The following is a 26202-nucleotide window of genomic DNA, read 5'->3' as shown; positions in this document are numbered from 1 at the left end:
CGTATGCAGACGCCCTCCGACCAGCACGCGATCGACGCGGCCCGGCTCGAGCTCTCGCACCTGCGCCGCCAGTCGCTGGTCGCGCGGCTGGAGCTCGACCGGTTGCAAGCGGACCTGAGTACGCTGAAAGAGCATGCGCCGCTCGGCCTTGCGACCGATCTGCAGGCGGCCAACGAACGGCTGGTGTTCTCCACGCTACGCGCCCAGGCGCAGGTGGCGAGCTACGAAACGGCGCTGCAGGACGCCACGCGCCATGCCAAGCGCGACGCGTTGACCGGCTTGCCGAACCGCGAACTGCTGTTCGAACGGCTCAATCTGGCCATCACCACGGCGCACGCGCAGCACAGCCGGATCGCCGTGCTGTTCCTGGATCTGAACGAATTCAAGCAGGTCAACGATCTGCTCGGCCACGCGACCGGCGACAGGTTCCTGCGCCTGGCCGCCGAGCGCATCGACGGCATCGTCGACGCGCATGTCACGGTGGCGCGCTATGGCGGCGACGAGTTCGTCGTGGTATTGACCGGACTGAGCACCAACGCCTACGCCGCCGCGACAGCGACGGCGCTGATCGAAGCCTTCGAACGGCCGGCGGTCGCCGGCGAGGACGCGCTGCGGCTGGGGGTGAGCATCGGCATCAGCCTATATCCGGACGATGCCGACAACGCGGAGGCCCTGCTGTCACATTCGGACGACGCAATGTATTGCGCCAAGCGCCTGTCGACGGCCCGCTTCGAATTCTACGATCCGCGCCGCGTCGCCGAACTGCATGCGCACCGCAACGCCTTGGGCGCGAAAGCGCGCGCGATCGGCGCAACGACGGCACCAGATGCGGGCGAGAGCGAACAGCAGGCGCAGTTGCGCCAGGCCAACCAACACCTGGTGCTGGCGGCACTGAGCGCGCAGGAATTGCAGGCCGGCGCCGAGAAGGCCTACCAGCGGCAGGGCGAGTTCCTGGCCTTCGTGGCGCACGAGCTGCGCAATCCGCTGACGCCGATCCGCATCGCTGGCTCGATGCTGACCACCCTGGCGCCCGCCGAGCTGCTGCACATGCAGCAGATCATCGAACACGAGGTCTCGCACATGGCCCGCCTAGTCGGCGACCTGTTGGACGTTTCGCGGGTCCGCACCGGCAAGCTGCGCCTGATCAAGCAAGCGATGGATCTGTGCGAGATCATCCTAGAGGCGGTCAATGCCTGCCGCCCGGCGATCGACGCGCGCCAGCAGACCTTGGCGTTGACCATGCCCGAGCATGCGCTGTGGATGCACGGCGACCGCGTGCGCCTGTCGCAGGTGGCGCGCAACCTGCTCGACAACGCCTGCAAATACACTCCCGAGCACGGCCGACTGACGCTGACGCTGCAGCAGATCGAGGGCCAGGCGCAGTTGATCGTCTCCGATACCGGCATCGGCATCTCCGCGCAGGCCTTGCCATTGGTGTTCGAACCGTTCGTGCAGGACACGCATGCGATCGGCTTCCACAGCGGCGGCATGGGCATCGGTCTGACCGTGGTGCGTGAAATCGTGACCGCGCACGGCGGCAGCGTGGTCGCCAGCAGCGCAGGGGTGGACGGCGGCAGCACGTTCAGCGTGTCGCTGCCGGTGTAACCGCGCCTGGCGAAGCCCGCTGCGGCACGCTTTTTGGCGTCGCCGCACACGCGATGACGACATGGCCTTGGCCGATCCTTTACCCGGCCACGTGCAAGCTTGCGCACTCCCCCGACGCAGGACATCGCCATGCCGGTTCCGAACTATCCCTACCCACCCTTCAAGCCGCAGCAGCAGTCGTTTCCCGGCCTGACCGACAAGATGGACCCGAAGCCCGATCACGGCGAGGACAGCTACGTCGGCCATGGCCTGCTGCAGGGCAAGCGCACGCTGATCACCGGCGGCGACAGCGGCATCGGCGCCGCGGTGGCGATCGCCTACGCGCGCGAAGGCGCCGACGTCGCCATCGCCTATCTGCCCAGCGAGCAACACGACGCCGAGCGGATCGGCCAACTGCTCGAGACCGCCGGCGTGCGCGTGCTGCTGCAGCCCTGCGACATCAGCGACCGCGCGCAGGCGCAAGCGCTGATCGAGACCGTGACCGGCACCTTCGGCGGGCTCGACGTGCTGGTCAACAACGCCGCCTACCAGCGCTATTTCCAGAGCTTCGACGAGATCACCCTGGATGAATGGGAAAAGACCTTCGCCACCAATGTGCACGCAGCCTTCAACCTGGTGCGGCTGGCGGTGCCGCACATGCCCGAGGGCGGGTCGATCATCAACACCGCCTCGGTCAACTCCAAGAAGCCCACGCCCAACATCCTCCCCTACTCCACCACCAAGGGCGCGGTGGCGAACATGACCATCGGCCTGGCCGGGCTGCTCGCGGACAAGAAGATCCGGGTCAACGCCGTGCTGCCGGGCCCGATCTGGACGCCGTTCATCCCGGCCGGCATGGCGGCCGAGGAAGTGAAGGAATTCGGCTCGCAGACCGCGTTCGGCCGGCCCGGACAGCCGGTGGAACTGGCGTCGACCTACGTGCTGCTCGCCTCCGACACGTCCAGCTACACCTCCGGCGCCCTGATCACCATCGCGGGCGGCGCGGCGACGCTGTAGAGCGCGGGACTCGGGACTCGGGGCTAGAACGCGGGGCATTGAACAAACAGCACATGGGCAGGCGGCGTCGGATTTTCTGCGCCGCCCCGCTCGCGAAGCCCTACCGGAGTTCTGTCCTTCAAGTTTCGAGTCCTCGGCCCGAGTCCCGGCCAGCGCTCAACAACAGCCGACATCGAAGTTTCGGCGCCGCCAAGCCCCGAGGCTCTACCGACTCCCGTTCTTCGAGTCCCGAGTCCCGGGTCCCGAGTCCCGGCTGAGCAAGCCCGGCACCTGCGCCGCGATCTCGCGCGCCAGCGGCCCCAGCGGGCCGATCCGGCGTGCCAGCAGTGCGCCGGCACGCGCATGCAGATGCACGCCCCATACCGCCGCCTGCGTGCTGTCGGCGCCGCGCGCCTGCAAGCCGCAGATGATGCCGGCGAGCACGTCGCCGGAGCCGGAGGTGCCCAGGCAGGGGCTGCCGCCGCGGTGCACCCAGTGCGTTCCGTCCGGCGCGGCGATCACCGTGGTCGCCGACTTCAGCACCACGATCGCGCCGCTGTGCCGCGCGTAGTCCAGCGCGATCGCGGTCGGATCGGCGGCGATGCGTTCGATCGCGATGCCGCTCAGCGCGGCCATTTCGCCATGATGCGGGGTCAGCACGATGCGGCCGGGATCGGCCATGCCGCGCGTCTCCACCAGCGCGCCGGCGTCCAGCACCACGCCGCAGCCGGTGGTCGCGAGCAGTTGCGCGATGCGCGCGCGCAGTGCCGGCTTGCCGCGCATGCCGGGGCCGATCAGCAGCGCATCGGTGCGGGCGACGTCGCGCTGCAGCGCCGCACCCTCCAGGCGCAGTTCGCCGTCGACGGCGACCGGCAATCCCACCACCCGCGCCTCGGGCAAGGCGATCGCCATCGCCATGGCCACCGGCCGCGCGGTGGCGACCTGCAGCTTGCCGGCGCCGGCGCGCAGGGCCGCCTCCGCCGCCAACAACGCCGCGCCGGGAATCTCGCAGCTGCCGCCGATCACCAGCACGCGCCCGCGCTGTTCCTTGCCGGTGACGCCGGCGGCGCTCGGCAACGGCCAGCGCCGCAGCAGTGCCGCCGTCACCGCGATCGCGCGCGTGCGGGTCATCGCGGCCCGCCCGGCTGGTCGGACGCGGTGGTCACCGGCACCTCGAACGGCACCGCATTGGCCTGGACCAGGCCGAAGCGCGGCGCGCCCTCGCTGTCGCCGATGGCGTACTCAGTGACGCTGCAGTTGGGCACGTCGCCGCCGCGGTCGATATCCAGGATCGCGGTTTCGTCCAGGCGTTCGAGCAGGTAGCGCATGCAGTTGACGATGACCTGGTGGGCCACGATCAGCACGCGCTCACCGGCATGGTCGCGGCGCAGTTCCTCGACCACGCTGCGCAGGCGCAGGATCACGTCGCACCAGCTCTCGCCGCCGGGCGGCCGGAAATAGAACTTGCCGACCGAGGCGCGCTGTTCGGCCAGTTCCGGAAAGCGGCTGGCGATGCCGTGCCGGGTGTAGCGGTCGAGGATGCCGAATTCCTTCTCGCGCAGGCGCTCGTCCAGCGCCGCGGCCGCCGGCGGCAGCCGCAGCGCCTCGCCGATCGCCGCGCAGGTCTGTTGCGCACGCAGGAACGGCGAGGTCAGCAGGATGCTGGGCCGCTGTTGCGCCGGCAGCGCCGCGAACCAGCGCCCCAGTTGCTGCGATTGCTGCAGGCCCAGGTCGGACAACGGCGTGTCGGCGTCGCGGGTGGCGATGTCGATCAGGTCCTGTCCGGATTCCTCGGCCAGGTCGCGGGCGACGTTGCCCGCGCTCTGTCCGTGCCGCACCAGCCACAGGCGCTGCGGCCAGTCGGCGTGATCGAGTTTGGGCACATGGGTCTCCTGTGAGGGTGGGCCGCACGAGCCTGGCGTGGCGGCCGTGAACGCGCGGTCGCCACGCAGACGATGACGCGCGCATTCAGCGTTGAAGAAAGTCGCGCTCCTCGCAAAGCGTTCACCCTTCATTGAATCCGCACTAACGCCAGGCGGTCTAGCTTGGCTTCCACGGGGACAAGACAGCGAGTGCGCAACGCCACGATGGCGGAGCGCCGAAGTTGGAACCCGCACTTCCTTTGGAGAAACATTCATGACGCGAAGCAATACCGAGCGCCTGCTGAAATGGCTGCAGGACGCCTATGCGATGGAGCAGGAGGCGAACACGATGCTGACCGCCACCGCCGGCCGCCTGGAGCACTATCCCGAACTCAAGGCGCGCATCGAGCAGCACATCACCGAGACCCGCGGCCAGTCCGAACAGGTGAAGCGCTGCATCGAACTGCTCGACGGCTCCATCCCCGCCATCAAGGGCGCGGTCGCCAGCGTGATGGCCACCGTGCACGCCGCCGGCAACTCGATGATGAGCGACGAAGTGGCCAAGAGCCTGGGCATCAGCTACGCCTTCGAACACATGGAAGTCGCCAGCTATCGCGCGCTGGTCATTGCCGCCAAGGAGGCAGACCAACCGCAGATCGCCGAGATCTGCGCTGCCATCCTCGACCAGGAAATCGCCATGGCCGAGTGGCTGATCGAACACCAGGAGGCCACGATCCTGGCCTTCCTGAAACGCGAACGGACCGAAGGCCAGACGGCCAAGCACTAGCCCCTGCCGAACACGCGTCCGCGCACTTCCCGCTCCACCCACCTACCAACCACGGAGATCCATCGACATGGCCATCAAGACCATCGACGAACTGTTCCTGCACGAGCTTTCCGACATCTACAGCGCCGAGAAGCAGCTGACCAAGGCGCTGCCGAAACTGGCCCGCGCCTCGACCAACCCCGCCCTGCGCGCCGCCTTCGAGACCCACCTGGAGGAAACCCAGGGCCAGATCGAGCGCCTCGACAAGATTGTGGAGATCCTCGACCTGCGCCTGAAGCGCATCAAGTGCGCGGCGATGGAAGGCCTGGTGGAGGAAGGCAAGGAAGTGATCGAGTCGATCGAAGCCGGCCCGGTGCGCGACGCCGCGCTGATCGGCGGCGCGCAGAAGGTCGAGCACTACGAGATCGCGTCCTACGGCACGCTGGCGGCGATGGCCAAGCAACTCGGCAAGACCGATGCGCTGAAGCTGCTGCTGGAAACGCTGGAAGAAGAGAAGTCCACCGACGAGAAGCTGACCCTGCTCGCCGAGCAGGGCGGCAACGAAGCAGCCGCGCAGAAGCGCAAGGCGGCCTAAACCGCCCGATCGCGGCGCCGGCACCCGGCGCCGCGGTTTCTTTCCCAGACGCCCCATGCGTCACGACGCCTGCACTGGTCCGTTGTGGCTTTGCCCTGGGCGCACTCCAGGAGATTCCCCATGTTCATGCACAACAAGCGGCTGATGTACACGGTCCGCGTGGCGCAGCCGGATCCGGCGCTGGCCTCGCTGATGCTCGAGCAGTTCGGCGGGCCGCAAGGCGAGCTGGCCGCCGCCATGCGCTATTTCACCCAGGCCATCGGTGAGGTCGACCCGGGTCGCAAGGACCTGCTCTACGACATCGCCACCGAGGAACTCAGCCACCTGGAGATCATCGGCTCGATCATCGCCATGCTCAACCAGGGGCCCAAGGCGGTGCTTTCCGAAGGCATGGCCGAGGCGGAAGACATGCGCAATCTCACCATGAACAACAGCACCAGCCAGACTCAGCAGATCCTGTATGGCGGCGGGCCGGCGCTGGTGAATTCCAGCGGCGTGCCGTGGACATCGGCCTATGTCGATTCGATCGGCGAACCGACCGCCGACCTGCGCTCCAACATCGCCGCCGAGGCGCGCGCCAAGATCGTCTACGAGCGGCTGATCAACGTCACCGACGATCCGGGCATCGTCGATGCGCTGAAGTTCCTGATGACCCGCGAGGTGGCGCACCAGAAGTCGTTCGAGAAGGCGCTGTACGCGATCGAGCCGAACTTCCCGCCGGGCAAGCTGCCGGGCGATCCGGCGTTCACCGACAAGTTCTACGACATGTCGCAGGGCGAAGGCGACTTGAACGGTCCGTGGAACAGCGGCAGCCAGTGGGAGAAGGTCTCCGACCGCAATCGCCAGGCCGCGGTGGACGGCGGCAGCGGCGTGCCCAGCGTCGGCCTCAGTCCCGCCGAGGAGAGCGCGCTGCAGGCGCTGGCGGCGCGCACGATGTCGCAGCCGGACAGCGATCCGACCACCGGCGCCGATCTTGGCGCAGGCCCCGGCGCCGGCTCCACCAAGGGCAACATCACGCTGCAACCGTAACCGCAGCACCCGCAGCGGCGAACGCGTTTCGCCGCTGCACGTTTCGTCGCGTCAGGCGCGGCGCGGGCCATTGCGCCGCGCCCGCGCGCGCAGGCACGACAACGTTTCCGCCAGCGCCGGCAGCACGGTCATCGCCAACGCCGGCACCAGCACAGCGATCCACAGCGGCACTGGCAACGTCGGAGCGCGCCACGCCAGTTCCCAGCCGGCCTGCAGGGCCGCGCTCCCCTCATGCGTGGCGACCCATGCCAGTCCGATCCACGGCGCCATGTCCAGCACGCTGTGCACGTGCTGCTCCAGCGGTCCGATGGCGCGCACGCCGTAGGCCACGCGGGTGTCCCAGTAGCCGACCAGGGCATGCACGACCACCAGCAGCGCCATCGCCGACAGCTGCGCCAGGCCAGGCTGCAGACTCAGCCACGCGAGCACGGCCAGGCCCACGCACAGCAACTGCAGATGGTGCAGCAGCGACTCGCGCAGCCCGGAGGTGTGCGGCAGATCGCTGCGCCGGTGCAGCAGGAAATCGCCCAGTCCGGCGCTCAGCCACAGCAGGTACGCGAGGTAGGCGAAGGGCGCGATCGTCTGCATGGACCATCCTCCCGAATGGCGGCCCGGTCAGCTCCCGGTCTGCGTGTGCGGCGCAGGCACTGGCTTGGACTGCGGCGAGTCCTTCTGCCGCAGCCAGATGGTCAGCACCACCAGCGAGAACACCGCCAGGAACTCGCTCTGCCAGTTCTGCATCGACTCGAACCAGAACTGCGCGCTGCCCAGATGCTCGAGGAAGGAAATCGTCGGCAGCCGCTGCATCGCGCGCTCGGCCAACTCGTGCCGCCAGCTGCCCAGCGCGTGCAGCACGAAGCTGGTCAGGAACAGCAGGCCGAACGCCAGCGCCAGCGAGTGCTCGTACAGCTTCAGCCAGATGCCGCCGGCGCGTACCGGCCATGGCGTGGTGCCGGGCGCGATGGTTTCGTCTTCCTCGTCCGGCGGCAATGGCCGCGATTCCGCCGAGCCCCACTGGCGCAGCTTCACCGTGAGCAGCACGTACATGCCCATCTGCAGGAATTCGCTTTCCCAGTTCTCGAACAGCGCGCCGACGAAATGGCCGCTGCGCAGGTATTCCCAGAACATCAGCGGCGCCAGGCCCTGCTGGCGCAGTTCGTCGTTGTACGCGTGCTGGCCGCTGAGCGCCTGGCCGCCGATGAACAGCAGGGTCAGGCCCAACAACACCAGCGACAAGCCATTGCGTTTAAAGAACATGCCTGGACGTCTCCTCCTGCACCGCACCCGCGGCGGTCGCCTGGGTCGGCGGCGACTATGCCCGCGGCTGCGGGAAGACAGGATGAAGAAGAAGCTGGCGCAGCGCAGGCATCGGGCAGCCCGGCGCCATGCCGCGATGCGCTGCGCAGCAGCGGCGCATGCCCGGCGCTTCTTCACCTGCGCTTGTCCACCCCGCGCACTAAGGTGGTGGCGTGCGCAACGCGAGGAACCGATGAGACGCTTCGTCCAGGCCTTCGGCATCGAGGACGACCTGCCCGCGCGGCTGGACCCGTCGCTGCGCGAGGCGCTGGCGGCATATCCGGACCACTACAACCTGGGCAAGGGCGACGTCGCGTCCGCGATCCTGTGCCGCGACGGCACGCCGCAGGTGGAGCGCCTGCAATGGGGCATCGTGCCGCGCTGGTCGAAGACCCCGGACACGCCCTACACCACCGTCACCGCGCGGCTGGAACGCGCCGCGCGCAGCCGCATCTTCGCCGCGCCGTGGAAGAGCCAGCATTGCGTGATCCCCTTGTCCGGCTATTACAAATGGGACCGCAGCCGCAAACCCGCGCAGCCCTATTACATCCACCACGCCGACGGCGAGGTGCTGCTGGCGGCGGGGCTGTGGGAACGCTGGGAACGCGGCGAACCGGCGCTGCTCAGCTTCAGCATGCTGACCCACGCCAATGCCGCCATTCCCGCGCCGCTGACCGCGGACGGGCCGATCTTCCTGGACGGCGACCGCTGGCGCAGCTGGCTGCGCGGACCACGGCTGTTTCCTGCCGCGTTCCTGGCCCGGGCGCCGCAACCGGCGCTGCTGGCCTATCCGGTGTCCGCGGCCTACCAGCGCCGCGAGCGCAACGACTACACCTTGCTGGAACCGGTGGACGCCGATGCGGCCCGGCTCGGCGATGCTGCCGACGCGGGCGCGGATGAGGACGAAGACGACGAAGACGAGTGACACGTCCCTCGGCGCGATCGCGCCGCGTGCGCGAACGTCACCAATCGAAACCGGCGACGAACATCTTCTGGTCGGCCGCGCCGCGAGCGCAGCCGGCCGAGGTGATCACATGGCCGGCCTCCAGCTTGCCGCCGATCTCGCGCACGGCCTGCGCTTCGCGGATGCAGTCCGGCCCCACGCTGCCGCGCAGCGGCGGTCGCGGATCCGCGCGTATGTGCTCCACCAGGACGATGCGGCTGCCGCGATTGAACGACTCGATGCGCACCTTGCCGTGGCGGTCCGGACTGAACCCGCACGGTGCCGGGATCGCCAGCGCCAGCAGTTCGGTCTCGCCACGCAGCAGTGCGCAGTGGCCGCCGCGCTCGCCCAACTGCACCTCGCCAGCGCCGAACGCAACCTGGGTGAGCAGCGGCGCGGCCGCGGATGCGAGCGGGTCCTGCGCGGCGGCGATGGAACTGGCCACGGCGAGCACGGCAGCGAGCACGGCACGAAGGTGCATCAGGCGAGTCCTTGCTTGATCGGGGGGCGGCACAGTGTGGCAGATGCGACCGCGGAGCGGCCTCGTGCACCTCGCAGCTGGATCGCCCAACGCAAACGCCTGGACTGCAGAGGACCGCTGCCGCCGTTCCTGCAGTGCACCCGGACCGGCCTGGCGCCAACCGTGTGGGAGCGACTTCAGTCGCGACGGGCGCTACCGGGAAGGCCCGTCGCGACTGAAGTCGCTCCCACACGTGGCGTCGCCTTGCTCGGGTTGCGCTGGATCGCCTTGCGTCGCGCGCGGCGTGGCATGACGCCGCGGCCGCCGACCGCGGCCAGCGCAGAAACGACGACGCCGATGCGCTAAGGCATCGGCGTCGTTGCCGGCAATGGCGCCCGTTGCCGGCGCCCTACCGCAGGCTCAGAACTCTTCCCACTCCGAGCTTTCCGCAAATGCGCCGCCGGCCTTGCTGCGCGCGAGCGGGCGCGCCGCCGGTGCCGGCGTCTTCTTCAGCGGCGCGCGCGCGGCGGCCACCGCGCGGACCGGCGCCTGCACGGCCACCGGCCGCGGCGCGGTCACGGCGACCGGCTGGGCACCGCCGGCGAGGCGGAACACCGCCACCGCGCGGGTCAGGTCCGAGGCCTGGTCTTCCAGGCTCTTCGCCGCCGCGGTGGCTTCCTCCACCAGCGCCGCGTTCTGCTGGGTGGTCTCGTCCAGCTGCATCACCGTCTTGCTGACCTGCTCGATGCCCGAGCTCTGCTCGGCGCTGGCCGCGGAGATCTCGGCCATGATGTCGGTGACCCGCTTCACCGAGGTCACCACCTCGGCCATGGTGGTGCCGGCACGCGCGACCAGGGTCGACCCCTGCTCCACTTCCTGCACCGAGTCGGAGATCAGCGTCTTGATCTCCTTGGCCGCCGCCGCCGAGCGCTGCGCCAGCGAGCGCACTTCCGAGGCGACCACGGCGAAGCCGCGGCCCTGCTCGCCGGCGCGCGCGGCTTCCACCGCCGCATTCAACGCCAGGATGTTGGTCTGGAAGGCGATGCCGTCGATGACCCCGATGATGTCGGCGATGCGCGCCGAGGCGGCGCTGATCGAGGCCATCGTGGTGACCACGTCCTCGACCACGCGGCCGCCGCTCTCGGCCACTTCGCCGGCGCCCAGCACCAGCTGGTTGGCCTGGCGCGCGCTGTCGGCGTTCTGCTTGACCGTGGAGGTCAGCTCTTCCATCGACGCGGCGGTCTCTTCCAGGCTCGCCGCCTGCTGCTCGGTGCGCACCGACAGATCGCTGTTGCCGCTGGCGATCTCGCCGGCGGCGGTGTTGATCGATTCGGCCGAGCGCTGGATGCCCTGCACGATCGAGGTCAATTGCTCTGCGGTGCGGTTGGCGGCCTCGGCCAGCTGGCCGAACGCGCCCTCGTAGCTGGCGTCCACGCGCTGCGACAGGTCGCCGTCGGCGATCGCGCCCATGATCCGGCCGACGTCGGCCAGGCCGCTTTCGGCCTGCAGCATCAAGCGGTTCAGCGCTTCCACCATTTCCTTGAACGCGAACTGGTAGCGCGACTCGTCGCCGCGCGCGGAGAAGTCGCCGCGCGCCGCCGCGTCGGCCAGGCGCGCGATGTCGCCGTTGATCGCCGACAGGTTGGTCTTCACCGCGTCCAGCGCCTGGTGCAGCGCGGCGCGCTGGCCGGGCAGGCGGCGCATGTCGCGGCGCAGGTCGCCGCGGCCGTATTCGCCCATGATCGTCATCGCTTCGATGATCGCGTCCAGGTGTTCGAACAGGGCGGTGTTCATGCCGCGTGCCAGGGTGCCGTAGTCGCCGGGGAAATCCTCCGGCATGCGGTGGCTGATGTCCTCGCCCTGCTGCAGCCGCACCAGCGTCTGCATCTCGCCGTTGAAGCGCTGCAACTGGGTCTGCATCTGCTGCATGCTGGTCATCAGCTGCCCGGTCTCGTCGCGCGACTCCACCTTGATCGCGTTGTCGAAGCGGCCCGAGGCGATGGCCTCGGCGGTGCGGGTGGCGGCGCGCAGCGGGGTGACGATGGCGCTGGCGATCAGCCAGCACAGCCCGACCACCAGGCCGACCAGGCCGGCGCCGATCACGGTCAGGATCTTGGTGAAGCCCAGCGCCTCGACCTGGATGTCCTCGGCATAGACGCCCATCACCAGCACCCAGTTCCACTGCGGGTACAGCTTGGCGTAGCTGATCTTCGGCAGCTGCTCTTTCTTGCCCGGCTTGGCCGCGCTGTAGTAGCTGAAGCCGTCGCCGCTGGTCACCGCGGTGCGGATGTCGCGGTACACGTATTCACCGGCATCGCTCTTGTAGCCGCTCATGTCGGTGCCGACCTTGCGCTTGGGATGCATGACGATGCGCATCTGCGGGTCGAGCATGAAGAAGTAGTCCACGCCGCCGTTGGTCTTCATGTCGGCCAGCGCGGCCTTCGCCGCCTCCTGCGCCTGCGGCTCGCTGAGCTCGCCGCGCTTGGCCTTGGCGGCGTAGTGCTCGATCACGCTGATGCCCATGTCGACCTGCGTCTTCACGCTCTGCTTGCGCGCGGCGACCAGGTCCAGGTACTGCAGGCGCGCGGCGGCGACCGCGAGCAGGACCACGCCGATGGCGAGCAGGGTGCACAGCACGACGAACTTGCGCGACATCGGCAGGTTGGCGATGCGGCGACGCAGGAAATGGATGGGATTCATGACGATCCTGATGGCGATGCGGTGAGGTATATCCACTGATATCGGCCACAGGCATTTCAAACTTGACGCCTGGTCGGCTGCCAGGCTGAAGCGTTGTGATCGGGCGCACCGTTTTGTGCGCTCGCTCACTTTTCAGGCGGCGTCTGCGAGCGTCACCTGTCCCTACAGGACAGGCTGCGGCGCGGGTTGGCGCTCGCGTCGGCGCTCAGCCGCGTCTTCGTCGGCATCGCCCTGCCATACCAGGCGATGGAAATCGAAGCCGGCCTGCAGGCGCGGCTTGACCACGTCGAAGTACGGCGAGACGTCGAAATCGCGCGGCAAGTACAGGCTGTGATGGCGGTTGTGCAGGATCTCCGCGTCCTGCGCGTCGGGCGTCGGCGCATGGCCGATTCCCGGCAGGATCGGATAGCGGATGGCGCCGAAGGCCTGCGCCAGCAGGGTCGAGCAGATCGCCTTGGTCGGCTCGCCGCTGCCCAGTTCCAGGAAACGGCGCTTCACCGACGAGGGCAGCGGCGGCGTACGGATCAGGTAGCGCGCCAGGTCGAAGATGTTCTTCAGGTCGTAGCTGTTGCCGACCCGGCTGACCATGTAGTCGACCAGTGTCGCGATCTCCTCGGCGCGCAGCCCCACCGGCCGGCAGATGCGCGTGTGCAGGCCGGCGAACTCGCGCAGGCCGACCAGGCGCACGCCGACGTTGATGTCCACGTCGCAGAAGGTCGGCGCGTCCGCGTCCGCCGCCGGCCCCAGGTGATCGCCGATGTACAGCGCGGCATGCGACCAGGTGGACTGGCTGAGGTACTTGATCGCGGTCGAGAAGCGGCTGTTGCCTTCCACCAGCAGCACGTCGCCCTTGCGCAGCGCCGCCTGCAGCAGCTGCGGCGGGCTGGTCGGCAGTTCCGAACGGTGCCGCCGCGGCTTGGACAGGAACTTGGCCAGGTGGCGCCCCAGCAGGCGTGGCAATGACAGCATGCGCGTGACCTCATGGACGGCCCGACCCGGGCGGCGAAGCGACTTCGCTTCTCCATGATGGCGGCGGCGGTGGGAGATTCTTGAGCGTAGCCGTGGTCGTGCTGCGGCTTGTGGCCCATCTGAGCGTTATGGGCGGCGCGATGCCTTCCCTTCTCCCATCGGGAGAAGGTGCCCCGAAGGGGCGGATGAGGGTACGGGCGAAGCCTGGTGCAGCCGAACATGCGAGGGCTTCGCCCCCGTACCCTCACCCCAACCCCTCTCCCGGGGGGAGAGGGGCTTTAACGCGTGCGGTCAGTCGCCGCGGCCGACCACCAGGCGCACTTCGACGCGGCGGTTCGGCAGCAGGCACTCCAGCAGCGCGGCGCGCGGCTTGACGCCGGCGCACTGCTGCACCTGCTGGCTGTCGCCGCGGTACTCGTAGCGGATGCGGTCGGCGGGAATGCCGCGGCCGATCAGCAGCTCGCGCACGGTGCGCGCACGGCGCTCGGACAGGCCCTGGTTGTAGTCGTGGCCGCGGCCGTCCATGCGGTCGGCATGGCCGACCAGCTCCACCTTCTGCAAGGTCAGCTTCTCTTCGGCGATGCGCGCCAGGGCGCGGTCCAGGCTTTCCAGCGAGTGGGTGCGGATGTCCTTGTAGCCGTCGCGGTCGAACTCGAACAGCACGTTGGCCACCAGCGGGATCGGCGCCGCGGCCGGCGCGTCCGGCCGCTCCGGTCCGCCGCACTGCCGCGCCAGCGCCTCGGCGTCGTTGACCATGTCCTCGGCGATCTGGATGTAGGGCTTGGCATGGCGCCATTGCTGCTGGTTGAACTCGTTGCCGGCGTGCACCAGCTCGACCTCGCCGCAGGCCGCCGCCTGCTGCGCGCAGCTGAAGCCGGCAGTGCCGTGCAGCGCGCGCAGGCGCTGCCACAGGTCGTCGCGCAGGTACTTGGCGTCGTTGACCAGCGGGGTCTCGGTGGGGATCGTGGTGGCGCCCTGCTCCATCAGCTGCACCAGCTTCTCCGATTCGCTGAGCGCGCCCTGCGGGAACGCGCTGCGGTCGTTGCGGGTGTACTCGTGGAAGGACACGTCGAGCCAGCACTGCGCCTTGGACAGGGCGTAGTCGCGCACCGGACGGCCGCCATCGTTGAGCGCCTGGATGCGGTCCTGCACGGACTGGTAGCCGTGCAGGTCGGCGGCGATGGCCTCGTCGCTGATGCGTTGCTGCTGCGGCAGCAACTGGGTCTGCGCGTTGCCGGCGGCACAGGCGCCGAGCAGCAAGGCGGCGGCGACGGTGCGGGACAGGACGAAGCGGGAGTGGGTCGTGGTCATCATGGATTCCTCAGCGCGCCGGGTCGCGGTAACGGACCGGATCCCGGCGGAACAGGTCTTCGTCGAATTTGAAGCGCAGGCGCAGGAACGCGCCCTGCTGCGTGTACTCGTAGCCGGACAGGTCGCGGTCGGCCTCGTAGCCGGACCAGTTGTAGCCAGCCGACAGCCACAGGTTCTGGCGCAGCAGCCGTCCCACTTCCAGGCCGTAGGCGTACTGGTTGGAACCCAGCTGGCCGCGGAAGGTGGAGCCGAGCACGCCGATGTCCCAGTTCTCGGTGATGTCGTAGACGACGCGTGCGGACACCAGCACCGCATGGAAGCGGCTGTCCACGCGGCCGCCGTCGGCATAGGCGAAGCGGTCCTGCTGCCACTTGCCGGCCACGCGCCCGGTCAGCCACCACGGCCGCGACGGATGCCAGTCGGCATGGGTGGAGACGATGTGCGCGCGGCTGCTGATGTCCTGGCTGCTGCCGTCCACCGCCTGCCCGTCGAGCAGGGTCAGCCCGCTCTCGTCGCGCTCCAGCTTGTACTCGTAGCGGGCCAGCGCGTTGATCCGGTTGGTGTCGGTATCGCGGTAGGCCACGCCCAGCTGGAAGCGGTTCTGCAGTACGTCGCCGCGCGCGGCGTAGTTGGTCTGCAGCAGGTAGTTGCGGCCGAGCAGGGTCCAGTCGCGGCTGAGCTTGCGCGCCAGCATGAACTGCACCAGCGTGGTGTCGAAGGCCTCGTCGGTCTCGGTCTCGGCGACGTCGCCGCTGATGCGGTGTTCCACCCGCACCGAGCCGCGCCACAGCGGGTTGGCGCTGTAGTCCAGCGCCAGCGCCAGGCCGGTGGCATCGCCGGTGTTGCCGTCGTAGATCTTCACGTGCTCGGCGGAGCTGCTCAGGCGCAGGCCTTCGCGCACGTCCCAGGTGTTGCGGATGCCGGAGGCGGCCTGCACGTCGCGGCCGCTGATCGCATCGCGCATGCGGTACTCGGAGAACGCCTGGGTGTCGCGCACGTAGCTGCTGTCGATACCGAACACCAGCGCATCGGCCTCGCGGTCGACGGTGGTGATGCCGTAGGCGCTGGTCAGGCCAGTCTGCTTCTCGTAGCGGCCGTACAGGCGGCTGCGTTCCAGCACCTGGTAGTCGACGCCGGCGGCGACGCGGTTGCGGTCCTCGCCGGACACGCTCTGCTCGTACTCGGCGCCCAGCGACAGCTTGGCGCCGATGCGGTAGCCGGCGCCGATGCGGGCGCTGTCCGATTCCAGGCGGGTGCCGATCGGCAGGTCGCTGGCGGTGCCGGTGACGGCGCTGCTGGAACCGATCACCGGCAGGCCGGTCAGCGGATCCAGCGGCTGCTGGCCGTAGCCGAGCGCGCCGCCGCCGGAGCCGGTGGCGAAGCCGCCGGTGAGGCCGCCGCTGTTGCCGTAGCCAGTGTCGGTGGACCACGGCGAGTACGCGCCGACCGTCTCGCGGATCGAGCGCAGGCCGAAGTCCAGGGTCAGCTTCTCGGTGGCGCCCACGCGCACGCCAGCGCCGCCGGCGTCGCGCTTGCCGCCGTCCGGATTGCGGTCCTCGCTGCGCAGGCCTTCGACATACAGGTCCACGCGCTCGGTCAGGTGGTACTCGACCTTGGCGTTGTACTCGCCGCGCCCGCCGAACAGCGGCGAGGCCGGGTTGTTGAACGCCGGATCGGTGCGCGCGGCGAACAGGTTGGCGTCGAGCTTGGTGCCGTCGTGGCCGAACTCCACCCGCCAGGCGTCGCCTTCGACGCGGCCGCTGAGATCCTGCAGGCCCGGGGTGGCGATCTGGTTGATCGAGTTGGTGTTGATCTCGCTCTGGGTGCGCGCGAACTCCGCCACCAGCGCGGTGTTGGGCCCGAAGCGGTAACCGGCGTTGACGCTGCCCATGCGGAATTCGGCGAACGGGTTGCGGTCGTCCACCACCGCCGCGCCGACTTCCAGCGCATCGGTCAGCCGCAGCTGGCCGTCGGCGCCGTACACCCAGAAGCGCTCGGTGCCCTGGTCCAGTTCGTAGGTGATGCGCAGCGAGACCGGATTGAGGTTGCTGTCGTACGCGGACAGGAACTGGTTGAGCAGGATGCGCCCGGAGAACGGCTCGAAGCTGTAGTCCACCAACCGCGACAGCGGCTGCACCGAGACGATCCGCGAGGGCTGGTTGCGGTCGCGCACGACCACTTCCACCCGCTCGCTGCCTTCCAGCACGGCGTTGTTGCGCAGCGCGTACGGGCCGCTGCCCTGGCTGGCGAACTCCTCGATCACCTGGCGCAGCGAGTCCTGGATGGCGAACACGTTGGTGCGCACGCGCTCGTTCTCGTAGTGCCAGCCCAGGCCGGTGGCGGTGCGGTTGTAGGTGCCCAGGCTGCGCTGCGGCATGCTGCTGCGCGCGCCGATGCCGGTCGCGGTGGCCAGCGTGTCGCCGGTCTGGAAATCGCCGTACAGCAGGTAGCTGCGGCGGTTGTCCACGCGCACGTACAGGCGCTCGGCCGAGCGCGCATCGAAGCCGCGCAGCGAGGAGTCGCCGTACACCGGGTAGTACTCTTCCGGCTGGATGTCGCGCAGCAGACGCCCGCGCACTTGCTTGTCCGAATCGTAGGCGGCGGTGAGCAGGTACTCGCCCTTGATCCGGCCCTTGACGAAGAACGCGGTGCGCGCCGAGGCGTTGGCCTTGCCGTTGTTGAACTGCTTCTCCCAGCGGCGGATGTCGCGCTCGAACACGTCGTCGTGGTCGACCGGGGCGATCAGCCCGCTGTTGTCGCGGCGGCGGAAATTGACCACGCCTTCGATCAGGCCGGTGGCGATCATCTCGCGCATTTCCGGCACGAAGCCGATGGTGCCCTCGGCGCTGTGGGCGCCGGCGGTGACCCGCAGCACCACGTCCTGCGGTTGGTCCGGTGCCAGCAGGTCGAACTCGGCCACGCCGTCGCGCACCGGCAACTGTACGCCCGGCGTGACCTTGTCGGAGTCGGCCGCGCCCGGCCCCAGCTCGTCGGTGCGCGAGCCCGGCAGCAGGATGCGCCCGCCGGTGTGCTCGATGGTGGCGAAGTGCTCGCCCTGCAACGGCTTGCCGGCGTCGTCGAGCAGGCGCACGGTCACGTGCACCGGGGTCTGGCCGTCGGCCGGCGCGCCATCGCGATCGACCTCGACCTGCACCTGGTCCATGCCCTGCGCGGCGCGCGCGTCGAGCGAACCCGAACGCGGCGGCGCCAGGGTCTGGGCGGCGGCGTCAGCGCTGCCCGGCGTGCGCGGGTACAGCGTGCCGGCCTCGCCCAGCACCGGGGTGAAGCGGCTGCTGCCGACGGTCTGCTGGGCCATGGCCGGCAGCGTCGCCAGGGCGCACGCCAGCAGGGTCAGCCGCGGCAGGCGGCGCGTCGTGACGGGCCGGCTCATGGCTGCACCTCCGCAGGAACGGTGACATCGGGCGGTGGCGTACCGCGTGGCTTGACGATCGGCGACTGCGCCGCCGAGTCGGTGGCCTGCTGCGGGGCGCGCGTCGGCTTGCTGCTGAAGCGCAGCGGCGCGTTGCCGGTTTCGGTCTCCGGCGCGCGCACCTCGCCCTGCGTACGCCGCGCCTTGACCTGCTCCAGCACCGGGTTGGAACAGCTGCCTTCGATGAAGTCGGCGCGATGCAGCTCGCCGTTCTTGAGGTCGATGAACAGGCTGTCGGCGTCGCCCAGGTTGCGGTTGCTGCTGGTGGTCAGGCGCGCACCCTGCGGCAGCGTGCTGGCGTCGACCTTCAGCGTGTGGCTCTGCGGCGGCAGGCCGCAGTAGCTGTACTTGCCTTCCGAATCGCTGATCACCCAGGTGCCGTCCTCGAAGTACAGGCGCACGCCGGGAATGCCGATCTCCTCGCGGTCCTGCACATGGTTGACGTTGCAATCCACGAATACCTTGCCGAGCACACAGCCCTCCTCGGTGAACACGCCGCCGGTGACGCGCACGCGGTACTGCGCCTGGTTGGACGGCAGCGCGCCGGAACGCGGCTGCAGCGAGACCGGGTCGAGACAGCCGCCGGCGATCGAGCAGCCGTGCGCCTGGGCGCGGTTGATGCCGTCGCCCTGCTGCGCGCCGACGCCGATGCGCACGCGGTAGGTCAGCGCGATCTGCTGGCCGACCTGGATCGGACCGGCGCTGAAGCCCAGCGTCGGACCGGGCTTGCCCAGCGGTTCGGGCACGGCCACACCGTTGGCACGCGCGGTGCCGTCGATGTAGGTGAAGCCGCGCGGCAGGCGGTCGACCACGTTGACCATCTGCAGCGGGCTGCCGGCGGTCTGGCGGATGGTGATGGTGTATTGCACGGTGTCGCCCACTTCGGCGGTCTGGCGATCGCCGGTCTTGGTGATGGCCAGGCCGGTGGCTACCGCGGTATCGAGCGGAATGTGGTTGTGCACGATGCCGGCGGTGGCCGACCCGGCGAACAGCCGCAGGTAGTACTGGGTCGCGGTGCCGACCGGACCGGTCGGCGCCAGCGCGTTGGGCTGCACCTGGTAGTTGCTGCCCACCGCGCCGGGCGGCGACAGCGAGTTGCCTTCGGCCGGGATCAGCGTGGAGACGAACACGTAGCCGCCCGGCGGGGTCACCGTCAGCTGGAATTCGCAGCGCGCCGGCGCCGCCGGGCCGAACAGGAACTGGTAGTAGCCATCGTTGCCGACGGTCATCGACACCGCGTTACCTTCGATGCGGTAGCCGCCGGCCTGGGTGTTGAGCAGGCTGGTGGCCGGGTCGTAGCCGGCGCAGACGCCGACCGGGGCCAGGGTGACGATCGCACCGGGCACCGGATCGCGGGTGACCGCGTCGTAGACCACGCCCGACGGATCCACCGGCAGGCTCTGCTGCGGCAGGTTCTCGCCGGCCTTGAGCACCACTTCCAGCTGGCTGATGCCGCCGTCGCTGACCCGGCACGAGCTGGTGCTGCCGTTGCTGATCGCCGCGTCGGCGGCGCACGGGGCGGCGGCGCCGGAAGCGGTCTCGCCGCTGACCGGGAACGCCCAGATCACCCCGGAGCTCGGATCGCGGAAGCGGATGTGCCACTTCTGTCCGGGGATCACGTCGCCGAAGCGGTAGCTGCCGTCGGCGGCGCTGAGCGTGGTCTTGACCACCTGGCCACTGGTCGGATCGACCAGTTCGACGATCCAGTTCGGCAGGCGGCGATCGCCGCCGTCGAGCAGGGTGTCGTCGTTGCCGACGTCGAACCAGACCGTGCCCGTCACCGAGGCCGCCAGCTGCACCTGCGTCGGCAGGCGGCAGGCGTTCTGGGTGATCGCCGGATCGCACACCGGCAACTGGGTCACGTCGCCGTCGAACGCGCCGCGCTCGGTCGGGGTCGGGCTGTGCGCGGCATCTTCGCCGCCGCCCTGCACCAGCACCGCATTGTTGACCGGGTTGCCGGTCGCCGCCGCGGCACCGACCGCGACCTGCACCTGGATGCGGTCGCTGGCGGTCTGCCCGGGCGCGATCAGCGTGCTGGCGTCGCAGCTGAAGCGGTCGGCACCGACCGCGCCGGCGCAGGTCCAGCCGCTGCCGGTGGGCAGGGCCGCCAGGGTCACGCCCGGCGGCAGGCGGTCCTGCACCTGGTACACGCCGGCGGTCGGACGCGGACCGATGTTGCGCACGCTGATGGTGTAGGTGGCGGTGTTGTTGACGGTGAACTTGACCGGGTCGGCGATCTTGCTGACGACCAGGTCCGGGGTGTTGGCGATCTCGCCGAAGTTGTTGTCGATCGACTGCGCGCCCGGGGCCAGGACCACCGCGGAAATCGCCGACGGCACGGTCTCGCGCGGGGTCGCCACGCCGCGGGTGGCGCCGCCGACGGTGCCGGCGGTGGTGATGCCGTTGCGGGTGTCGGCCGGCTGGTCCGGTTCGGTCACCGTGTAGGTGCCCGGACGCAGGTTCTCGAAGCGGTAGCGGCCCTGCGCGTCGGTCTGCACGGTCAGCTGCACCGCCGCGCCGAGGTCGTCGGTGCCGGTCAGCACCACGCGCACGTTGCCGATGCCGGTCTCGTCGCTGCCGACCACGCCGTTGTCGTCGTTGTCGTAGTACACGCGGCCGGACAGCGAGGCCGCCTGCACTTCGCCGAAGTCGTAGTGCTGGCCCAACTGGTTGGCGCCGAGCACGATGGTGGCGATCGCCGACGGCGTGGTGACCACGTCGGTGGCGGTACCGCCCTTGTCGCCGGGCACGGTCTTGCCGTTGAGGGTGCCGGTCGGCTGGGTCGGCTCGGTCACCGTGTAGGTGCCCGGCAGCAGGCCGATGAAGCTGTAGTTGCCGGTCGCATCGGTCTTGGTGGTCAGATTGACCGCCTGGCCGTTCTGGTCGGTGCCGGTCAGCACCACGTCCACGTCGGCCAGGCCGGTCTCGGTCGGGTCGATCACGCCGTCATTGTCGTCGTCGCGCCACACCTGTCCCTGGATCGCGCTGCCGCTGGGGTTCTCGCCGAAGTTGAACTCGGTGCCGTCCAGGCCTGCGCCCAGCTGGATCTGCGAGATGCGGTCGGTGGTGGCCGCATCCGGACCGCCCGGGGCGGCCACCGCGGTGCCGGCCACGCAGCTGCCCGGCGTGCACGCCGCGCCGCCGATCTGGCCGGGATTGATCGCGCTGGGACGGTTGCTGTACTGCCCGGCCGGCAGCGGCTCGCGCACGCTGTAGGTCAGGGTCGGATCCAGATCGTCGAAGCGGTAGGCGCCGTTGCCGTCGGTGCTGGTGGTGGCCAGCACGGCGCCGGTGGTGGCGTCGAGCAGTTCCACGGTGGCGCCGGCGATCGCCGGGTCGCCGCCGTCGCGCACGTTGTTGAAGTTCAGGTCGGCGTAGACCCGGCCGGACAGGCTGGGGCGACGCACTTCCGGGAAGTCGTAGCGCACCGCCGCGTCGGTCGCGCCGACCGGAACGGTGGTGTAGCTGGAGTTGGGACTGCCGGCGGCATAGGTGCCGCCCAGCGACGGCGCGCTGGCGCCGGCGACCGGCGGATCCACCGGCCCGTTGCGATAGCCGGTGGGCTGGGTCTGGGTCAGCGTGTAGCCGCCCGCGCCGGCCGCCGACAGGTTGTCGAAGCTATAGGTGCCGTCGGCCGCGGTGGTGGTGCTGCGGTTGACCGTGTTGCCATAGGCATCGGTGCCGGTCAGCACGATGGTGACGCCGGCGATGCCGGGCTCGCCGTTCTGGCGCACGCCGCCATTGCCGCCCGCGCGGTCGCGGTCCTCGAACACGGTGCCGGCCAGCGACGCCCGGGTGACCAGGATCGGCACGGTGGACGTGTTGTTCGGCGGAACGCGATCGACCTGCTCGGTGGTGATGGTCGCGGTGTTGTTGATCGCCGACGCGCCCGGATAGGTATCCCAGCGCACCGGCACCACGATGCGCAGCTTGCCGCCGACGGTGACGTCGCCGAGGTTGCAGGTCAGCGTGGCCGAGGCCTGGGTGCAGCTGCCGGTGCCGTTGGGCACTTCGCCGCCGCCGCCGCCCGGGATCGGGCCCTTCTTCTGCCAGGTCACCTGGCCGACGACCACCAGCCCGGCGGGCAGCGTGTCGCTGACCACGGTGCCGGTGCCGTTGAGCGGACTGGTGCCGCTGCGGTCGCGCGACAGGCTCGCGCCGGGACCGTTGTTGATGCCGTCGATGACGTAGAAGAACGGCTGGCGCAGGCCCACCGAGGTGGCGTTGGCCGGCAGCGCCGCATCCGGATCGGCATCGGGCGCAGTGGTGATCACGTGCTTGCTCACGCCCACATCGGCGGAGGCGCGGATCGTGGTTTCCTGGCTGGCGTCGTTGTTGGCGGTGTTGCTGTCGGCCTCGGCGGACGTGGCCTGGGCCAGGTTGCTGACCGTGTCGCCGGCCGCGCCCGGCGGGGTGTCGTAGCGGTAGCGCAGGTACAGCGTGCTGGTCTGCCCGGAGGCGACCACGCCGGCGACGTTGTTGCTGAAGCCGATGCCAGGCATCAGGCAGTTCAGCACCTGCACCGCGCCCACGGTCGGGTTGCTGCCGGAGGTCACCGAACAGGCGGCCGGGTCGAAGGTGCCGGTGGGCGTGGCCGAGGCGCCGATGAAGGTGACGGTGCGGCCGGACGGCGGAGTGAAGCTGTCGCCCAGGCGCACGTCGGTGGCGACCGACGGGCCGTTGTTGCGGATCGTGATCCGGTAGGTGATCAGGTTCGCGGTGGGGTTGGTCTCGTCGTAGCCGAGCGGATCCACGCCGCCGGTGAAGCCGGTGTCGACCTTGTTGGTGATCAGGTCGACCTGGCCGGCCTCGAACGGCAGCTGCGCGCTCTTGCTGTCGTCGCTGGTGTCGGTGTTGAAGTCGTAGGTGTTGCCGTCGCCATCGGTGCCCGCGGTCGCATCGCCGGTGCCGTCGCCATCGATGTCCACCACGAAGTCGGCGATGTTGTCGAACTGGCGGCCGGTGTTGCCGCTGTTGACGTTGGGCCGGATCACCACCTGCAGGGTTTCGGTCTGCTCGTTGGTGAGCGAGGGCAGCGCCGGGCACTGCACGGTGACCTGCGCCGGCGCGCCGGTCGGGTTGGCGTAGGAGGTGCCGCCGGCGTCGACGGTGACCGTCACTCCGGCGCCAGCGGTGGCGGTACAGGCGCGGGTGCCGGCACCGGTGCGCTGCGCGGACACCAGCACGAAGCCGGAATCGTTGGCCGGCAGGGTGAACACGTCGCGGAAGATCACCCCGGGTACCGTCGACGGGCCACGGTTGATGTAGGACATCACATAGGTGGTGTTGACGCCGGCGCGGCCGGGCGTGCCCGAGGAAATGGTCTTGGCGGTGGTGGCGACGTTGGCCACGCGCGCGATGCGGATCCAGTCCGAGGCCTGGTTGTTGTTGCCGTTGAGCTCGCCCACCGAACCGGCCACGGCCGCATCGATGCCGACCCCGGCGGTGTTGCAGAACGCGCCGCTGATGGCGGTGCCGCCGCAGGTGCCGGCGGCCTGGTTGAAGCTGTCGAACAGCGCGCGCTGGACCTGGATGACGATCTGCGCGGTGGCGCCGTTGGCCAGCGCGGTGGTGCCGGAGCGGCAGACCACCGAGGCGCCGTTGATGGCGCAGTTCCAGCCGGCCGGGGTGGTGGTCACGGTGATCTGAGTGCGGCCGTTGACGAAGCCGGGCACGGTGTCGTTGACCACCACGCCGGTGGTGCTGTCCGGGCCGTTGTTGGTCACGGTCAGGGTGTAGCTGAGCGTGTCCTGGTTGGCCGCCAGCACGTTGTCGGCGGCGCCGACGCCATTGGTCTGCTTGGCGATGGCCAGGTCGGCGCGCTCGTCGGTGGTGCGGGTGCCCGCGCCGGAGCAGTCGTTGTCGGTTTCCGGGTCGCGGTCGATGCCGTTGCCGGTCAGCGGTTCGATCGAGCCGCCGGAGCCGCCGGTACAGGCGTTGTTGAGCAGGTTGGCCGAGGAGCTGCGCGCACGCGTCAGCAGCTGCAGGGTCGGCGCCTGCGCACCCACCGCCAACGGCAGCGAACCGGCGCCGAGGTCGCAGGTCACGTGCTGCACGCTGGAGCCGCTGTAGGCCTGGTCTACGGAACAGGTCCACGCGCCGCTGGCGAACGGCACGCCCGGCTGCGCCACGCTGCCGTCCGGCTGCAACAGCTCTTCGCCGGTGGCCAGCGTATCCACCGTCTGCACCTGGCCGGTGGCCGGGCGCGGACCCATGTTGCGCACGACGATGGTGCTGGTCATGCGGCTGTCCAGATCGCTGCCGATGCCGCTCCACACCGGCACCAGCGCCGGGGTCTTGGTCTTCTGCATCGACAGGTCGGCACCGTCGGCGAGCACGGTGAAGGTGGTGCTGCCGGTGTTGTCGGCGCTGTTCGCGTCCGGGGTGTCGGAGCTGGCAGTGGCGCTGTTGGTGACGTCGCCGCTGCTGTTGGTGCCGGACGCCGGCACCGTGCTCTCGATGGTGAAATCGGCCACGGCGCCGACCGCCAGGCTGCCGTTCAACGCGCAGGTGCGGGTGGCGTTGCCATTGCTGTTGGTGCAGGTCCAGCCGGCCGGCACGGTGCCGCCGGTGGCCAGGAAACCGGTGGGCAGGTTGTCCACGAAGCGCGGATTGAGCGCGGCGCTCGGGCCCTGGTTGCGGACCTGGATGTTGAAGGTGACCGGCTGGCCGGAGATCGCCGGCGAGGGGTTGACGCTCTTGCTCAGCGCCAGGTCGGCGCCGGCGTTGACCGTGGTGGTCACGCTGCCGGTGTTGTTGTCGGGCAGCGGATCCGGCGTGGAGCCGGCCTCCACGCGCGCGGTGTTGACGATGTTGCCGCTGGCCGCGGTGACGCGGGCGCGGAAGGTGAAGCTGCTGCTGCCGCCGTTGGCCAGCGCACCGGCGTGGGTGGCGGTCATGCTGCCGCTGTTGAAGGTCCAGCCGCTGCCGCTGAAGCTGTTGGCCACGTACTGCACCGCGGCCGGCAGCGTGTCGACCACGGTGAAGCCGGCCGAGGCGCTGGGCCCGGCGTTGCGCACGGTGACGGTATAGGTGACCTCGGCGCCGGCGACGACCGGGTTCGGCGTGGCGGTCTTCTCCACGCTCAGGTCGCCCGCCGATTCCAGCGTGGTCGCTTCCAGGCGGCGGTTGTTGGCGGCGTTGCTGTCGCCGGCGAAGAACGCGTCGCCATCGAGCAGCGAGGCGATCGGCGTGCTCGCCGCCGGCAGGCCGGGTTCAACGCCGATCGCGCCGCGGATCTCGATCGTGCCCGGGGCCAGGCCGACCGTGCTCACCGGCAACTGGAAAGTCACCGGCGCGCCGTTGGAAGAGAAGGTGCCGACCAGGGTGCCGACCCGGCACTCGATGCGCTGCGGGTTGCCGGCGGCGACGCTGCAGGTGGCCGGCAGCGGTGCGCCGGCCTGGGCGCCGGCGGGCAGATCGAAGATCACCACCGCGTTGTTGACCGTATCGGCGGCGCTGTTCTCGACGGTGACGCTGTAGACCACGGTGCCGCCGGCCGGCGTCGGATCGTAGCCGGTGTCGGACAGGTTGGTGATCTGCAGGTCCGCGGCCGCCGCCAGCGCAGGCGCGGCCAGCAGCAACACGGCCATCATCAGCCGCAGGCTTCGCCCCGGCAACGCCGGAACGCGGTGGTCGCCGCAGGCGACACGCGCCCACGCCCGCAATGCAGCCATGCGGCTGCCGCGCATCAGATAAGTCATGTGCCTCTCTCTCCCCAAGCATCCAAACCGGACCCACGAACCGGCGCCCCAGGCCTAAGCCGTGCGGGGCGCGCTGCGATCGGGATCGGAACCCACTCCGAAAGCGCAGGCTGGGCCTGCCGGTGTGGTGGCGCGGATTCTGCGCAGGCCGGTGCAGGCAGTCAGTAGCAGCGGTTCGCGTTCGCTCTCACTTCCTCACGCGCGCAACGAGACGGATGCCGCAACCGCAATGGGACGCCCTCGTTATTGGGCTGTGACGAAAGAATGGACGCCGGCGCAGCCGGCGAAACCCGCCAATCTGTCTACCGATCGCGCAAGCATCGGATCCGCGGCCCATGCGCGAATGCGGGACATCCGGGAGACATCCTGGGGACATTGCGCGATTGGAGAGGCGAATCGGCCGTGCCGGCGTGCGGGTGGTCATGCGCGGGCGGCGCGGCGGGCGGCCGCCGGTCCGAGGCGCGAAGCCGCCCGGACGCCGAACACGGCACTTCGAAGGGATACGCTCGGGCGCACCAGGCCGCGGCGGCTCGGCTCCCTGCGGAAGACAGCCCCCGG

15 protein-coding genes and 1 pseudogene are annotated in these 26202 nt (G+C 69.8%); 6 read left to right on the top strand and 10 right to left on the bottom strand.

Features of this window, described 5'->3' with window-relative positions; translation table 11 throughout:
- Nucleotides 1-3: 3 nt before the first annotated feature.
- Together J2Y70_RS04300 and J2Y70_RS04295 are read left to right on the top strand one after the other, a co-directional pair.
- Entirely contained in the window at nt 4-1605 is a 1602-nt protein-coding gene (locus J2Y70_RS04300; RefSeq protein ID WP_309913742.1) for a diguanylate cyclase, read from the top strand.
- Nucleotides 1606-1734: 129 nt separating this feature from the next.
- Nucleotides 1735-2601 carry an SDR family oxidoreductase gene (locus J2Y70_RS04295; protein WP_309913738.1) on the top strand — a complete coding sequence of 289 codons (867 nt, stop codon included), beginning with the start codon at nt 1735-1737 and terminating at the stop codon, nt 2599-2601.
- Between the two features lie 204 nt (nt 2602-2805).
- Here J2Y70_RS04295 and J2Y70_RS04290 read toward each other — a convergent pair whose 3' ends face one another.
- Together J2Y70_RS04290 and J2Y70_RS04285 are read right to left on the bottom strand one after the other, a co-directional pair.
- Entirely contained in the window at nt 2806-3711 is a 906-nt protein-coding gene (locus tag J2Y70_RS04290) for an NAD(P)H-hydrate dehydratase (RefSeq protein WP_309913735.1), read from the bottom strand.
- On the bottom strand, nt 3708-4463 hold the full coding sequence (locus tag J2Y70_RS04285) for a histidine phosphatase family protein (RefSeq protein WP_309913732.1): 756 nt from the start codon (nt 4461-4463) through the stop codon (nt 3708-3710). The genes J2Y70_RS04290 and J2Y70_RS04285 overlap by 4 nt, the downstream gene beginning before the upstream one ends.
- Before the next feature lie 253 nt (nt 4464-4716).
- Here J2Y70_RS04285 and J2Y70_RS04280 point away from each other — a divergent pair, with 253 nt between their 5' ends.
- From J2Y70_RS04280 to J2Y70_RS04270, 3 genes are all read left to right on the top strand, one after another.
- Nucleotides 4717-5229, top strand: a complete 513-nt coding sequence (locus tag J2Y70_RS04280) for a ferritin-like domain-containing protein (protein ID WP_309913729.1) — start codon at nt 4717-4719, stop codon at nt 5227-5229.
- Between the two features lie 67 nt (nt 5230-5296).
- Nucleotides 5297-5803: a DUF892 family protein gene (locus tag J2Y70_RS04275; protein WP_309913726.1), complete on the top strand. Its 507-nt coding sequence runs from the start codon at nt 5297-5299 to the stop codon at nt 5801-5803.
- A gap of 120 nt (nt 5804-5923) precedes the next feature.
- Nucleotides 5924-6832 carry a manganese catalase family protein gene (locus J2Y70_RS04270; RefSeq protein ID WP_309913724.1) on the top strand — a complete coding sequence of 303 codons (909 nt, stop codon included), beginning with the start codon at nt 5924-5926 and terminating at the stop codon, nt 6830-6832.
- 51 nt (nt 6833-6883) lie between these two features.
- Here J2Y70_RS04270 and J2Y70_RS04265 read toward each other — a convergent pair whose 3' ends face one another.
- Both J2Y70_RS04265 and J2Y70_RS04260 read right to left on the bottom strand, forming a co-directional pair.
- Complete coding sequence (locus tag J2Y70_RS04265; RefSeq protein WP_309913721.1) at nt 6884-7420, bottom strand: hypothetical protein; 537 nt, start codon at nt 7418-7420, stop codon at nt 6884-6886.
- 27 nt (nt 7421-7447) lie between these two features.
- Nucleotides 7448-8089 carry a DUF6766 family protein gene (locus tag J2Y70_RS04260; RefSeq protein WP_263395850.1) on the bottom strand — a complete coding sequence of 214 codons (642 nt, stop codon included), beginning with the start codon at nt 8087-8089 and terminating at the stop codon, nt 7448-7450.
- A gap of 232 nt (nt 8090-8321) precedes the next feature.
- Here J2Y70_RS04260 and J2Y70_RS04255 point away from each other — a divergent pair, with 232 nt between their 5' ends.
- On the top strand, nt 8322-9053 hold the full coding sequence (locus J2Y70_RS04255; protein ID WP_309913716.1) for an SOS response-associated peptidase family protein: 732 nt from the start codon (nt 8322-8324) through the stop codon (nt 9051-9053).
- A 37-nt stretch (nt 9054-9090) separates the two neighbouring features.
- Here the strand turns inward: J2Y70_RS04255 and J2Y70_RS04250 are convergent, their stop codons facing one another.
- The 6 genes and pseudogenes from J2Y70_RS04250 to J2Y70_RS04225 all read right to left on the bottom strand — a co-directional run bounded on the left by J2Y70_RS04250 (nt 9091) and on the right by J2Y70_RS04225 (nt 25644).
- Entirely contained in the window at nt 9091-9552 is a 462-nt protein-coding gene (locus J2Y70_RS04250) for a hypothetical protein (protein ID WP_309913714.1), read from the bottom strand.
- A 582-nt stretch (nt 9553-10134) separates the two neighbouring features.
- Nucleotides 10135-12213 (bottom strand): annotated as a pseudogene (locus J2Y70_RS04245) (methyl-accepting chemotaxis protein); the annotation flags it as partial.
- Nucleotides 12214-12393: 180 nt separating this feature from the next.
- The gene (locus J2Y70_RS04240) at nt 12394-13200 is read right to left on the bottom strand and encodes a YiiX/YebB-like N1pC/P60 family cysteine hydrolase (RefSeq protein ID WP_309913712.1); all 807 of its coding nucleotides are present in this window, start codon (nt 13198-13200) and stop codon (nt 12394-12396) included.
- Between the two features lie 291 nt (nt 13201-13491).
- Nucleotides 13492-14511: an OmpA family protein gene (locus J2Y70_RS04235; RefSeq protein ID WP_309913709.1), complete on the bottom strand. Its 1020-nt coding sequence runs from the start codon at nt 14509-14511 to the stop codon at nt 13492-13494.
- Between the two features lie 10 nt (nt 14512-14521).
- The gene (locus tag J2Y70_RS04230; RefSeq protein ID WP_263395855.1) at nt 14522-17902 is read right to left on the bottom strand and encodes a hypothetical protein; all 3381 of its coding nucleotides are present in this window, start codon (nt 17900-17902) and stop codon (nt 14522-14524) included.
- Nucleotides 17899-25644 carry an SdrD B-like domain-containing protein gene (locus tag J2Y70_RS04225; RefSeq protein WP_309913707.1) on the bottom strand — a complete coding sequence of 2582 codons (7746 nt, stop codon included), beginning with the start codon at nt 25642-25644 and terminating at the stop codon, nt 17899-17901. Before J2Y70_RS04225 ends, J2Y70_RS04230 begins: the two co-directional genes overlap by 4 nt.
- Between the last annotated feature and the right edge of the window lie 558 nt (nt 25645-26202).

Source organism: Xanthomonas sp. 1678, assembly GCF_031455575.1.
GTDB lineage: Bacteria > Pseudomonadota > Gammaproteobacteria > Xanthomonadales > Xanthomonadaceae > Xanthomonas_A.
The sequence above is the reverse complement of the archived record's forward strand: the minus strand, read 5'-3'. Positions and strand labels throughout refer to the sequence as shown.